Source organism: Urechidicola vernalis, assembly GCF_031846385.1.
Taxonomy (GTDB): Bacteria; Bacteroidota; Bacteroidia; order Flavobacteriales; family Flavobacteriaceae; genus Urechidicola; species Urechidicola vernalis.
Genome location: NZ_JAVRHV010000001.1, coordinates 148,881 through 162,054 on the forward strand (window position 1 = coordinate 148,881; position 13,174 = coordinate 162,054).

16 protein-coding genes are annotated in these 13,174 nt (G+C 31.8%); 7 read left to right on the top strand and 9 right to left on the bottom strand.

Annotated features, from left to right (window positions below):
• Nucleotides 1-5: 5 nt before the first annotated feature.
• Nucleotides 6-2,210, bottom strand: a complete 2,205-nt coding sequence (locus RM519_RS00700) for an endonuclease MutS2 (RefSeq protein ID WP_311591538.1) — start codon at nt 2,208-2,210, stop codon at nt 6-8.
• A gap of 131 nt (nt 2,211-2,341) precedes the next feature.
• Between RM519_RS00700 and RM519_RS00705 the strand changes: the two genes are divergently transcribed.
• Nucleotides 2,342-3,007, top strand: coding sequence for a uracil-DNA glycosylase (locus RM519_RS00705; protein WP_311591539.1), 666 nt, complete (start codon nt 2,342-2,344; stop codon nt 3,005-3,007).
• 10 nt (nt 3,008-3,017) lie between these two features.
• On the opposite strand, the gene RM519_RS00710 is transcribed toward RM519_RS00705, so the two are convergent.
• Nucleotides 3,018-4,079: a bestrophin family protein gene (locus tag RM519_RS00710; protein ID WP_311591540.1), complete on the bottom strand. Its 1,062-nt coding sequence runs from the start codon at nt 4,077-4,079 to the stop codon at nt 3,018-3,020.
• Between the two features lie 43 nt (nt 4,080-4,122).
• Nucleotides 4,123-5,256: a tetratricopeptide repeat protein gene (locus RM519_RS00715; protein WP_311591541.1), complete on the bottom strand. Its 1,134-nt coding sequence runs from the start codon at nt 5,254-5,256 to the stop codon at nt 4,123-4,125.
• A gap of 101 nt (nt 5,257-5,357) precedes the next feature.
• Between RM519_RS00715 and RM519_RS00720 the strand changes: the two genes are divergently transcribed.
• The gene (locus RM519_RS00720; RefSeq protein ID WP_311591543.1) at nt 5,358-6,002 is read left to right on the top strand and encodes a M15 family metallopeptidase; all 645 of its coding nucleotides are present in this window, start codon (nt 5,358-5,360) and stop codon (nt 6,000-6,002) included.
• Here the strand turns inward: RM519_RS00720 and RM519_RS00725 are convergent, their stop codons facing one another.
• The 4 genes from RM519_RS00725 to RM519_RS00740 form a co-directional block, all read right to left on the bottom strand.
• Complete coding sequence (locus RM519_RS00725; RefSeq protein ID WP_311591544.1) at nt 6,003-6,476, bottom strand: GNAT family N-acetyltransferase; 474 nt, start codon at nt 6,474-6,476, stop codon at nt 6,003-6,005.
• 108 nt (nt 6,477-6,584) lie between these two features.
• Complete coding sequence (locus tag RM519_RS00730) at nt 6,585-6,803, bottom strand: VF530 family protein (RefSeq protein WP_311591545.1); 219 nt, start codon at nt 6,801-6,803, stop codon at nt 6,585-6,587.
• A 5-nt stretch (nt 6,804-6,808) separates the two neighbouring features.
• A complete protein-coding gene (locus RM519_RS00735; RefSeq protein WP_311591546.1) occupies nt 6,809-8,398 on the bottom strand; it encodes a peptide chain release factor 3 in 1,590 nt (529 codons plus the stop codon).
• 43 nt (nt 8,399-8,441) lie between these two features.
• Nucleotides 8,442-9,125 carry a peptidylprolyl isomerase gene (locus RM519_RS00740; protein WP_311591547.1) on the bottom strand — a complete coding sequence of 228 codons (684 nt, stop codon included), beginning with the start codon at nt 9,123-9,125 and terminating at the stop codon, nt 8,442-8,444.
• A 103-nt stretch (nt 9,126-9,228) separates the two neighbouring features.
• Between RM519_RS00740 and idi the strand changes: the two genes are divergently transcribed.
• Complete coding sequence (gene idi / locus RM519_RS00745; protein WP_311591549.1) at nt 9,229-9,744, top strand: isopentenyl-diphosphate Delta-isomerase; 516 nt, start codon at nt 9,229-9,231, stop codon at nt 9,742-9,744.
• The gene (locus RM519_RS00750) at nt 9,744-10,157 is read left to right on the top strand and encodes a 6-pyruvoyl trahydropterin synthase family protein (RefSeq protein WP_311591550.1); all 414 of its coding nucleotides are present in this window, start codon (nt 9,744-9,746) and stop codon (nt 10,155-10,157) included. The genes idi and RM519_RS00750 overlap by 1 nt, the downstream gene beginning before the upstream one ends.
• 123 nt (nt 10,158-10,280) lie before the next feature.
• Here the strand turns inward: RM519_RS00750 and RM519_RS00755 are convergent, their stop codons facing one another.
• Together RM519_RS00755 and RM519_RS00760 are read right to left on the bottom strand one after the other, a co-directional pair.
• Entirely contained in the window at nt 10,281-10,646 is a 366-nt protein-coding gene (locus RM519_RS00755) for a hypothetical protein (protein ID WP_311591551.1), read from the bottom strand.
• Nucleotides 10,647-11,094: 448 nt separating this feature from the next.
• Complete coding sequence (locus tag RM519_RS00760; RefSeq protein ID WP_311591553.1) at nt 11,095-11,766, bottom strand: energy transducer TonB; 672 nt, start codon at nt 11,764-11,766, stop codon at nt 11,095-11,097.
• Between the two features lie 133 nt (nt 11,767-11,899).
• Between RM519_RS00760 and RM519_RS00765 the strand changes: the two genes are divergently transcribed.
• The 3 genes from RM519_RS00765 to RM519_RS00775 all read left to right on the top strand — a co-directional run bounded on the left by RM519_RS00765 (nt 11,900) and on the right by RM519_RS00775 (nt 13,170).
• Nucleotides 11,900-12,592 (top strand): HAD family hydrolase, encoded by a 693-nt coding sequence (locus tag RM519_RS00765; protein ID WP_311591554.1) that lies wholly within the window; start codon nt 11,900-11,902, stop codon nt 12,590-12,592.
• Between the two features lie 43 nt (nt 12,593-12,635).
• Nucleotides 12,636-12,902: a hypothetical protein gene (locus RM519_RS00770; RefSeq protein ID WP_311591556.1), complete on the top strand. Its 267-nt coding sequence runs from the start codon at nt 12,636-12,638 to the stop codon at nt 12,900-12,902.
• A 70-nt stretch (nt 12,903-12,972) separates the two neighbouring features.
• Entirely contained in the window at nt 12,973-13,170 is a 198-nt protein-coding gene (locus tag RM519_RS00775) for a hypothetical protein (protein ID WP_311591558.1), read from the top strand.
• Nucleotides 13,171-13,174: the final 4 nt, after the last annotated feature.

The window sequence follows — 13,174 nt, forward strand, 5'->3', positions numbered from 1 at the left end:
AAGTTTTATTTCCCTTTTTCTACCAACTCTAGTTTAGCGACATTTGTTTTGGTAGTTAAGAATCCAAAGTTAATAGTAGCGGTTTTCTTTTCAATAGATTCAATGGTTCCAACTGTATTTCCATCAAGAATTTTTACGCGATCATTTATTTTAAAAACGTAGTCTGCTTTTGCTTTTGCAATTTTATTTGCTTCTACTTTTTTAACTTCACGCACTTTTTCAACTTTTTGTAATACTTCTTTTTCAACTTTTTTAATGACCTCTTGTTTCTTTTTAGCAACAACTTTTTGTTGCTTTTTTTCAGCCTTGGTTTTCTTTTTTGGAGGATTCTTCTTTAAATGCTTGGTACGCTCTATAGTAGCCCATTTTAAGAATTCAGCAATTAACTCTTTTTTATTATTTGTTTGGAAATACTTGTTCAATAAATCATTTGCCTTTCTACCGGAGACTAACATTTTCTGATTTCCATCATACAATTCTTGAAACTGAGATAGTTTTAATTCAATTTTAGATTGCTTATCAGATAAACTCTCTGTTTGTTCTTTTGCCTTTGTTTGCTCTTTTTCTAGATCTTCAGTGCTTTTCTGCAATTTGTTGCGCTCTTTCTGTAATTTAGAAATCGTTTTATCCAAGCGTATTTTTTCCCGTTCTACTTTCTTTTTAGCGCGATTTATTAAACTATATGGAATCCCGTTTTTCTGTGCTACTTCAAATGTGAAAGAACTACCGGCTTGTCCAATAAATAATTGAAACATGGGCTCTAGAGTTCGTTCATTAAACTGCATATTTGCATTGGAAACATTGTCTAGTTCATCTGCCAAAACTTTTAAGTTCGCATAATGAGTTGTTATAATTCCAAATGCTTTTTTAGCATGAAACTCTTCGAGAAAAATTTCGGCCAAAGCACCACCTAACTCCGGGTCAGATCCTGTTCCAAATTCATCAATTAAAAACAAGGTGTTCTCATTGCATCTTTTTAAAAATTGACGCATGTTTTTTAAGCGATAACTATAGGTGCTTAATTGATTTTCTATAGATTGATTGTCGCCAATATCAGTTAAGATTCTATCAAATAAGAAGACTTCACTTTTTTCGTTAACAGGAATTAGAATACCACTTTGAAGCATTACTTGCAGTAAGCCAATAGTTTTTAATGTGATACTTTTTCCACCTGCATTCGGTCCAGAAATGACAATAATTTGTTGGGTTTCATTTAAAGAAAGAGTTTGAGGAATGATTTCAATTTCCTTTTCTCGATTCTTCTCAAGAAGAATAGGGTGGTAGGCATTTATTAATGAAACTGTCTTTGTTTTTGATATTTTAGGAAGTACAGCCTTAATATCTAAAGCGTATTTGGCTTTTGCACCAATTATATCAAGTCCAACTAAATATCTTTGATAGGCAACTAATAGTACTTGAAATGGTTTTAATTCCTCTGTAAGTTTTTTTAGAATACGTATAACTTCTTGCTTCTCTTCAAACAAAAGGTTCTCAAGTTCCCTTGCATGTTGTAGCGTTGCTTGCGGAGCAATAAATAATATACTTCCTGTCTTAGATGTTCCTAAAAGGGTTCCTTTTATTTTGCGCTTATACATAGGCTGAACAGCCAATACACGTTTATTTTCAACAACAGATTCTCTGATATCATCAAGATAGCCAGAACTATGAAATTTATTCATGGCCTTTGTAAAGCTTGAGTCAATAAGCGCTCTAACTTCTGCAATTTCCTTGCGTATGCTCTTTAATTGCACAGATGCTTTATCATCAACTTCACCAAACGGAGTAATAACTTTTTTGATGTAATCGGCTACAATTGTAGTGTATTCAACTTCTTTCGAAAATTCGAATAGAATAGGGTAAATCTCTTTGAATTTCTTAAAAAACTTGAGAGATTCATTGGTTGTTTCTGTTGTATTAAGAACTTTTAGAAAACCCTCAGGTACAATGTATGAGTTTTCTACATGCAACAGGCTAATCTCCTTAGAAATTTCATCAAAATAGTGATTTGGAATGCGGTTATCGTTTTCGAATGAAGTTAAATATTCATCCGTTTTCTTCAGAGAAGACAATAATTTGGTTTTCGATTCAAAGGGTTTTATTCGAACACTGTGTTCTCTTCCCAAATCTGATATACAGAAAGATTGAACACGTTGTAAAATAGTGTCAAACTCTAAATCGTCTAAGGTTTTTTCTGAAATGCTAACTGCCAAAATTGTATTTTTGAATCGCAGACAAATGTAGTTAGAATTAATTAAATTTAATAGGGCTCAAACTTACTCAACTTGACATTTTTTTAGAGTTGTTCAGAGTTGGGAGTGAAGAAAATCTCAATCAAATAATTATGAACAAAGACATACACCCTAGTTGGCAAATAGTATTGAAAGATGAATTTGAGAAATCATATTTTAATGATTTGACCGAATTTATTTCGAAAGAGTATGAAACTTCTATTTGCTATCCGCCTTTTAAAGAAATTTTTGCTGCGTTTGAAGCAGCCACTTTCTATAAAACAAAAGTAGTCATAATTGGTCAGGACCCATACCATGTAGCAGGACAAGCACACGGTTTGTGTTTTTCCGTTAATGATGGAATTACATTTCCGCCATCGTTAAAAAATATTTATAGGGAATTAGAAATGGACGTACAAAAACCGTATCCTATTAGTGGTAATTTAAGGCATTGGGCAGATCAGGGTATTTTGTTATTAAATGCAGCACTTACTGTAGAATCGGGTAACGCTGGTAGTCACCAAAAGAAAGGGTGGGAGACTTTTACCGATGCTGTTATTCAGAAAATATCTGATCAAAAAGAAAATGTTGTATTTCTCTTATGGGGAGGATATGCTAAGAAAAAAGGAAAGAAAATAGACAGGACTAAACATTTAGTACTAGAAACAGGACATCCATCACCATTAAGTGCTAATAGAGGATTCTGGTTTGGAAATAAACATTTTTCTAAGACGAATGCTTATTTAAAGTCCAATGGGTTAAAAGAAGTAAATTGGTAATGCTACTTTTTTACATCTGAACATCATATTGTTGAGGGAATTGATCTGGGATGCTTTCATTTTCTTCACCCATTAACTGTCTTAAGTCTATTTCAATCCCTCTAGATATTGTAGAAATAGGAACATCATTCGCAGTTCCTTCAAATGGGTTTTCACCAACCGTTCCAATTCGCATCATGGTATGAAATATCCATGAAACAATACCGCAAAAAGGAATTGCTGCCCAAATGAAATATTGGCCAATTTCTGGAAATCTAGACGTCATTTTTCTACCTATTTCAGCAAATTCTGGAACCAACCCAAATGGAATCAATATCAAAAACATCCAAACAAAATAATAAGAAAGCGTAGCATATTGTCTTGGGTAAGGGAAATTTTTAATGCGTTCTGACTTTCCTTGTAATGTGAAAAACTCTTCTAATAAATTTTCCAATTCTAAAAAAGAAAATTCCCAAATCAAGCCTTTTTCTTTTAACTTTCTAAGATGCGTTGATTGTAAATATAAACAAGCGGCAGCTTTGTTTTTCTTACTCAATACATATTTTAGCTCCTCATCACTTAAATAATTAGAGAGTTCTTTGCTTTGCTCTTGAACTACCTCTGGTATACAAATGGCATCAGACCATTCCTTATTGGTTCTATGCTGACTAAATACTTCCCAAGTTCTAGGTTCTCTCATAGCGTATCGTAATGAAGTTATCCAGCCAATATGACGATAAATAAGGGCTTTAATGTGCTTATCTAATTCCTCCTGGTTTACTTTATCGCTAGCATATTCATTGGTAACCATATCCTTTACTTTCATTCCCCAAGTACGTGAAGAATTTACAATACCTCCCCAAATTTTGCGAGCCTCCCAAATTCGTCCATAGGCTGCACTATTCTGAAAACCAATTATAAATGCTACCGCAGTACCTACCAATGCTACCGGAGTCCAAGGAACATGTAAAAAAGAAAATTCTAATACGTGAAATAGGATTACAACAATGGCAGTATGGGCTAGAAAAGACGCAGTTTCCCAACGAGTCCATTTTACCATGTCTTTAATAGAATATTTTTTCTTGGTAAGCATATGTTATATTTTTTAAATTTTGATAAAGTATTTAGAATTTGAATTATTGATTGTCAAGTTTTGATGTCATTTCTTTATATTTCTGGTTTAGTCCAGTTTTTGCATATAATTGACGTAAACTATTCATTGTATTAACATCTTTAGGTCTTAGATGAAATGCTTTTTCTAATGGTATAATTGCTTTTTTAAAAATTAAAACCGCTTCATTCTTAATTTGATCATATTCATTATCATCATCAATTTCTCTAGCCTCGTTCATTTTATCTATACCTAGGTTAAAGTATAAAGTCCCTAAATTGTAATAGGCGTTAAAGTAATTAGGGTCCAAATCAGCCGCTTTTTGATAATTTTGAATCGCCTTATCGACGTAATTTAATTGGCTTAAAAGTGTTCCGTTAGTAAAAGCTAATTGTGCGTTTTTCGGATCATTTTCTAGCGCCAAAGAAACAACAGTGAGTGCGCTTTCAGTATCATTTTTAGTCAAATAGTAGTTTAATTCGGTTATTAATAGTGATTGATTTTTTGGAAATTGAATTCTACATTGTTTAACAATTTCGTGAGCCTCTTCATCTTTCTCCTGCTTTTTTAAACTGTTGACTATTGCATTGCAAGATGTTTCTGCCTTGTAATTGATCGATATTAATTTTTCGTAATAATTTATTGCGCGATCGAATTTTTTAAGACGTTCATATGTTAATGCTGTGTTGTAAATGGCGATAGAATCAGTTTGATTAAAATATTTAGATGCCTCCAAACTTGCTTCAAATTTTTGTGCAGATACCATATAATTTTTTTCATTAAAATATTGAATACCTGAATTTAGAAGCATTTTTTGAAGTAGCTTTATATTTTTTTCGATGCGAACTGTGTTGATTTTTTTCGTGTCTAGGTTCATTGTATTTAGATAGCCTTTTAACGACTTTATACCTGGGTTTTGATCTAAATTTTTAAAGTGATTTTCATTGGAAGTTGAAATTCGATAATAAACATCGCCATAATACATCCATGTTTTGGCTAGATTTTTAGTAGTTTCATGTAGGACTGCTGCATCAATTTCCAGTTGTGCTTTGTCTAATTTGTTCTTTTTTATATATGCAGAAGTATTGGATATATTTTTTTTTTGTGAAAAACAAAATGAATTTATTATAAAGAAAATGAAAATAAGTCTTTTGTTCATGTATACAATTTTAATTAATTGCTATAAAAATACAATTTAAATTTTTAGAGTGATAGGCGGTATTTTTGTATTTTCACATTATGAGAAAAATTGTTTTCAGTATGCTAACATTCTGTTTTGTTAGTTCATTTGGTCAATTGCAAGATGGTTTTGTTTATGTAAAAGAGGCAATTCCATCTGTAAAGGTTGATTTGCGTTATTTTTCTTCAAATAATTTTGTAGGTGATACCATTAGAGGCTACAACTCTGATAAATTAATTCTTTCGGAAAAAGCAACTGAAGCGTTAAAAAGTGTTCAGTTGGAATTAAATATAAAAGGATTGGGGTTAATAGTTTTTGATGCGTATAGACCGCAGCGAGCTGTGAATCATTTTGCCGAATGGGCATTGAAATTGAATGACACATTAATGAAAAAGCAGTTTTATCCAAGTGTTAGAAAATCGAATCTTTTTGAGGAAGGATATATAGCTTATAAATCCGGACATACGAGAGGAAGTACTGTTGATATTACATTAATCGATTTAAAAACAGGAAAAGAAATAGATATGGGTTCTCCTTGGGATTTTTTTGGAGTGGAATCTTGGATTGAAAATAAAAGACTTACGCCTAAGCAAAAAAAGAATCGTAAGCAATTGCAAAAAGTAATGTTAAAACATAATTTTAAAAAATACGATAAGGAATGGTGGCATTTTACGTTAAAGGAAGAGCCTTTTCCAGATACCTATTTTGACTTTGAAATAAAATAACTACTTAGATTTCTCAAAATACATCATTGCAACATTGTTATGGGCGTTATTAATTTGACCCTTTTTCCATCCATTTTTAAGATAAAATTTTGTTGCGATTTCATTATTGGCAAACGATTGTAATTTTATAGTATCGTTCTTTTTAAACAAGATTTTTTCAACTGCGGCTAGCATATAAGAGCCCATTCCAGCGCGATGTGCATCTTCGTCTACCATCATTATATGAATAAAATCATCAAAATATATAATAAATCCATTGATTTCTTCATTCATTTCTAGAACGTATAAGTCGTTTGCGTGTTTAACAATTTCTCGTTTCAATTCTCCACTATTTACATACCAGTCTACATTATGATCGCCAAGAAATGGGCGATAAAAAGTACTGAAAGTTTTATTAGCCAAAGACACAATTATTTTTAATTCTGCTCTATGTGCTTTTCGAAGTTTTTTAGTGTCGTTAATAGTTGATGTCATAGCATATCAATATTAGGGTTCGTTTACAATGTACAATTTTTTTGCGAAATCACGAATATTTACATGCTATCAAAATGGTAAGATATGAACGAGTTATTAAGAAATTACTTAATCTATTGATTTTAAATAAAGGTCTTCTACTTTTTTCCGAGCCCAAGGTGTACGACGTAAAAATTTTAAACTCGATTTAATAGTAGGGTTGCTTCTAAAACAATTGATTTTAATTTGATTGCCTAATTCCTCCCAACCATAATAAGAAACCAAATACTGAAGTATTTCAGATAGTTTTACACCATGTAATGGATTATTTGGTTGCTCTTGTTGCATAATTTTTATTTAAACTCACTCGTGAAGTGCAATTTCACAGAAGGGTATTTGCTTTGCGTCATCTGAATTGTAAACGCTGAGTCTGCAAAGAATACCAGTTGTCCTTGTTTATCCTTCGCTAAATAACGTTGCTTGGTGCGCTTAAAATCCTTGTATTCGTCATTCTTGGCGTCTTCTGGATCTACCCAACAAACCTTATGCATAGGTAAGTTTTCATAAGTACATTTGGCACCATACTCATGTTCTAATCGATATTGAATCACCTCATATTGCAATGCTCCAACAGTACCAATTACTTTTCGACCATTCATTTCTAATGTAAACAATTGCGCTACACCTTCGTCCATTAATTGTATCAATCCTTTTTGTAATTGTTTAGATTTCATTGGATCGGCGTTGTTTACATATCTAAAATGTTCTGGAGAGAAACTTGGAATCCCTTTAAAGTTTAAATTTTCTCCTTCCGTCAATGTATCTCCAATTTTAAAATTGCCGGTATCATGTAAACCAACAATATCTCCTGGGAATGATTCTTCCACAATTTCTTTTTTCTCTGCAAAGAAAGCATTGGGACTTGAGAATTTCATCTTTTTACCGTTACGCACGTGTAAATAAGGTGCGTTTCTTTTAAACGTTCCAGAAACAATCTTAACAAACGCTAGACGATCTCTGTGTTTAGGATCCATATTGGCGTGGATTTTAAATACAAACCCTGTTAATTTATCTTCTTTAGAATCTACCAAACGCTCTTCAGACATTTTAGGCTGTGGAGTAGGAGCAATTTCGGTGAAACAATCTAGTAATTCTTTTACCCCAAAGTTGTTTAAGGCAGATCCAAAAAAGACAGGTTGTAAAGCTCCGTTTAAGTATTCTTCTTTATCAAACTTAGGATAAACTTCATATACTAATTCTAATTCTTCTCTCAACGTTTCTGCGGCATCTTCACCAACGATTCTATCCAATTCAGGATCATCTAAGTCACTAAACTCAACTCCTTCAGAAATGGTCTGTTTATTTTCTTCTGAAAAAAGATTCAATTTCTTTCCCCAAATATTGTAGATACCTTTAAAATCGTACCCCATACCAATAGGGAAACTTAAAGGTGTAACTTTCAATCCTAATTTTTGCTCTACTTCATCTAGTAAGTCAAAAGCATCTTTTCCTTCTCTATCTAATTTGTTGATAAAAACAATAATTGGAATATTACGCATTCTACAAACTTCGACCAATTTTTCAGTTTGTGCTTCAACTCCTTTTGCAACATCTATCACAACAATTACACTGTCTACAGCTGTTAATGTTCTAAAAGTATCTTCTGCAAAATCCTTATGTCCAGGCGTATCAAGAATATTAATTTTTTTATCCTTGTAAATAAAGGCTAATACGGAAGTTGCTACAGAAATACCACGCTGACGTTCAATTTCCATAAAATCAGAAGTTGCTCCCTTTTTGATTTTATTGCTTTTTACGGCACCAGCTTCTTGAATTGCACCTCCAAAAAGCAGTAACTTTTCAGTCAATGTTGTTTTACCTGCATCGGGGTGAGAAATAATTCCAAAGGTTCGTCTACGTTGTAATTCGTCTAAAAATTCCATTCTTAAAAATTAGTTGGCAAATATACCGTTATAACGGCAATTTTCAATCTATTATCTCAACTTTCATATACACGTCAACTTTAGGCCATTCGTCTAATCCTGCATCTAAATTTGCAATTTTATCCATTACAGAAAACCCTGAATAAACTTCTCCAAAAACGGTATGTTCCATATCTAAATGATGACCTCCATTCTTGTTTTGGATGATATAAAATTCAAAAGGACTTGATAACTTATTTGGGTTTCTCTCCCAATCTCTGGCAGCCGCTAATGCTCCGTATTTGTGCTTTCTATGTTTTTTAAATTCAGGAGGCAATAAATAGTTTCCATAATTATATCGAATTCTGCGTGTATCCATATTATCTGAATTCCCTCCTTGGATTACAAAATTTGGAGCTACTCTGTAAAACACGGTTGTATTAAAATAACGGATTTTAGTCAAAAAGATGAAATTTGCTCGATGTATTGGAGTGTCTTCATACAATCTAATTTTAATGTCCCCAAACTTGGTAGAAATCTTCACTTTTGTCTCCTTGTTCATTGGCCCGTAGGTTTCAAAAAAAGGAACAACGTTGTGATGTTTTAAACTATCCCATCTTTTTTCTACAACTTCTTCATTTATGGTTTCTTCAATTTGAATTATTGGGTTAGCCTTCTTTTTTACAGGCTTACTACATGATATTGCAAAAATTGCAAATAAACTTAACAATGCATAAATTGATTTCATAAGAAACTAAACAAGAATTATTTTGAAAAGCAAAGATAAATTATTCGACCAATTCTTTGTAATTTCACGTCCTCTAAAAAAGAATATATTTAATTTACAGTAGATGCAAGAGCAAGTAATTTTAGTAAACGAAAAGGACGAGCAAATAGGCTTGATGGAGAAGATGGAAGCTCATGAAAAAGCGTTGTTGCATAGAGCGTTTTCAGTGTTTACATTTAATAAGAAAGGTGAATTGTTGTTGCAACAAAGAGCAGCAAGTAAATATCATTCGCCGTTGTTATGGACAAACACATGTTGCAGTCATCAACGAGATGGAGAAAGTAATATTGAAGCAGGTAAGCGCAGATTGCGTGAGGAGATGGGATTTGTTTGTGAATTAAAAGAGTTATTTTCTTTTATTTACAAAGCACCATTTGATAATGGCTTAACAGAGCATGAATTAGATCATGTGATGGTAGGAAGTTATGAAAATGATCCTGTAATAAACAGAGACGAAGTAGAAGCGTTTAAATGGATGACTGTTGATCACGTGAAAAATGACATGGAATTGCATCCAGAAACGTATACGGCATGGTTTAAAATTATATTTCAAAAATACTATTCACATATTCGAAATTAATGGCAAAAGTTACAGTTCATAGAAAAGCTCATTTTAACGCGGCACATAGGTTGTATAATGGCGAATGGAGCGATGCGAGAAATGCGACCGTTTTTGGTAAATGTGCCAACCCTCATTATCATGGTCACAATTATGAATTAATAGTTGCTGTTAAAGGTGAAATTAACTCTGAAACCGGATTTGTAATGGATATGAAGGTGTTGAAAAAATTAGTAGAAATTGAAATAGAAGAAGAATTCGATCATAAAAACTTAAACGAAGAAGTTTCACATTTTAAGGATTTGAATCCTACGGCTGAGAATATTGCTGTAGTCATTTGGAACATATTAAGAGCAAAGATTGAGACAGATTTAGAATTGGCAGTTACACTTTACGAAACACCAAGGAACTACGTAGTTTATTCAGGAGAATAATGTAGAATTTGTCAAGAGATTTTTGAAGAATTTAGGAAAAACAGAAAATAAAAAACAGGCCTTCTAAGATTAGAAAACCTGCCGTAGTGGCTATCCTCATAGCCTACCAACTAACCAAGTTGTTTACGATGCCTTATATAAGTTTAACCCATTTACGGTAAAACTAAATGTGGCTTTACATATGATATCTGTGCAATCGTTTAATTCTTTTACTACCTGAACAGATAGATGAATTTCTTTTTCATTTAATTTTTTAAGATGACTTTTTATTTGAAGTTTGTCATTTAAAAATGCATTTTTCAATATTTCTAATTTTGTAAGGTTTGGTTTAGAACTAATGAATTCTTTATAGGGAAGAGTAGCATAAAGAGAATAACTCTCCATTTTTTTAAATAAGACAAATGGTAATAGCGCTCTGCTATTATTTATTTGATCTACTGCTACTATAAATTCTGTGTTTTTTATTGTGTTTAATTTACTGTTTTTCATAACGCTATGGATTAATATTCAATGGTATTGGATTTTTAAATAAAAGTGAACTATTGTTTAGTTTCATGTTGTTTAAGCGTTTGACTAAGCTAATTCTAATAATGGATTTCATGGTTTTCATAATGTTACTGTTTAATGATTAAATTGTTATTTATTGAAATAAAAAAAAGGTGCTTTTTGTTAAAAAAGCACCTTTGAATAGTTATTGATTATTTTTGGTTTTTCATCGTTTTTTCAAATGATTTCTGGTGCTCTTTTCTACATAGATATATTGCTTTTGCACTTTATGCATACACATATCTGCCCATAGATTACGAAGAATCGTTTTGGACGTGATAATAATTGTTGAAATAATGTGTTGCATTTTATTCATTTGATGAATCAAAATTAAACTTTTTTTATTGCAAACCAAGTTAATTTTCTAATAATCTTCCAAAATCAAATTGGTTTATGTTCTAACCTTAAGTTTAATAGGAACATTGTAAACGACTCTAACTGGCTTTCCATTATGCGTTGCGGGTTCCATTTTTGGGAGTAACTTAATAACTCTAACTGCTTCGTCAGATGTTTCTTTATTCGGGCCTTGTGCATGCACATCTACAATCTCACCAGAAGTATTCACGTCAAATTGTACAACTACTTTATAATTATCATCTGTAATTCCATCTTCTGCTGAAACAATAGGATTGTAATGTTTGTCGACAAATTCAACTATCTTTTTATTAAAGCATTCCATTAATTGGTCATTATTTCCTTTACAGTCTGGATAAACAGGAGGTTGCTCTACTGTTTTAACAGATAATCGAGGTTCTTTTTCTTCAGTATCAATGGTACTTATTTCGGCACTTTCGCTTTCAATTTCTTCAACTTTATGAACTTCACTATTTTTATGTTCTTCATTAGATTCTGGATGTTCAATTGAACTATCAGATTTCGACTTGCTATGCTCTTTTGGTGCTTTTGATTCTGAATTAGAATGTGTTTCTGAATTGTCTGAATGATCTTCAACTAACTCAATATGTTCTTTGGTTGAATGTTCTTCAGATTTTTTTTCTTTTTTACATGCAGTTACTAATAAGCCCGCAAAAAAAACGAGTAGTATTCCTTTTGAAATTTTCATAGTGTTTGGTTTTTTGTTCGTAGTATTTCATTCAAATATCGGAAAAATTTAGAATTAAAATTACTAATTGCTATAATATCAATTGATTAGGGTGTTACATTATTTGATTAAATTTGAATTCAAAATTGAATCAATGTACAAAAACTTAAAAGTTATAGCCTTTGATGCTGATGACACCTTATGGGTGAATGAACCCTATTTTAGAGAGGCAGAACATGAATTTGCTCAATTATTAGCATCTTTTGAAACAGAGAATAAAATCAATCAGGAATTACTTAAAGTTGAATTACGAAATTTGGAATTGTATGGCTATGGTGTAAAAGGCTTTGTACTTTCTATGATGGAGTCAGCTTTAGAATTATCTAACAACTCAATCACGCCCAATGAAGTTGGTAAAATTTTGGAAATTGGTAAAGCGATGCTTAAAAAACCGATTGAACTTTTAAATGGAGTGGAAGAAGTTTTAAAAACACTGAGTCCGAAGTACAGACTTATTGTCGCTACAAAAGGAGATTTGCTAGATCAAGAACGAAAATTGGAAAAGTCTGGATTGTTAAGTTATTTTGACCATATAGAAGTTTTGAGTGAGAAAAAACAAGTGAATTATAAAAGATTGATTGATTTTTTAGATGTAAAACCTTCGGAGTTTTTAATGATAGGTAATTCTTTAAAGTCTGATATTTTGCCATTGGTAGCGCTTAATTCAAATGCTATACATGTACCTTATCACACAACTTGGGCACATGAAGAAGTGAAACGATCCGATTTGGTTAATAAAAATTATAAAACCGTTAATAATTTAACGGAAATTTTAGATTTTCTCTAGATATAATTTACTTAAATTTGCAACGAACTAAAAAAATAAAACAATGGCAAGTGTAAAGAATTTGAAGAAAGATATAAACTTTGTATTAGGTGATGTTATTGAAGAATGCTATTCATGGGAATTAATGAATCCTGATTCTGACACAAAAAAATCGTCTGCAATAGTTGATGAAGCGATTAATACTTTTGATACTTTAATAGCAAAATTACACGCAAAAGATGTGGAAAATAAAAAGGCACATTTTAAAGCTGTAAAGGCAGAATTAGAAACTTTGGCTGGTGGTTTACTAGACAAAGTAAATAAACTATAAAACAGTTTATACTAAAAACGGATACTATCCGTTTTATAAATGTTGAACCCTTAAAACTACTTATATTACAATGGCAAGAGCAATGTTCGAGTACACCAAAACGGTACTTAAAAAAGTTAGTTTTAATTCAGAATTGTTCTGTTTAGAACTAAAAAAAGCTGTAAAAAGATTGCTTCCACACGAAATAAATGAATTGAAGATTTGGTTGAATGAATTCGTGCATGGAAAGCCTGAATTAAACGGATGTTTACTACTTATTAAAAATTAAAAAA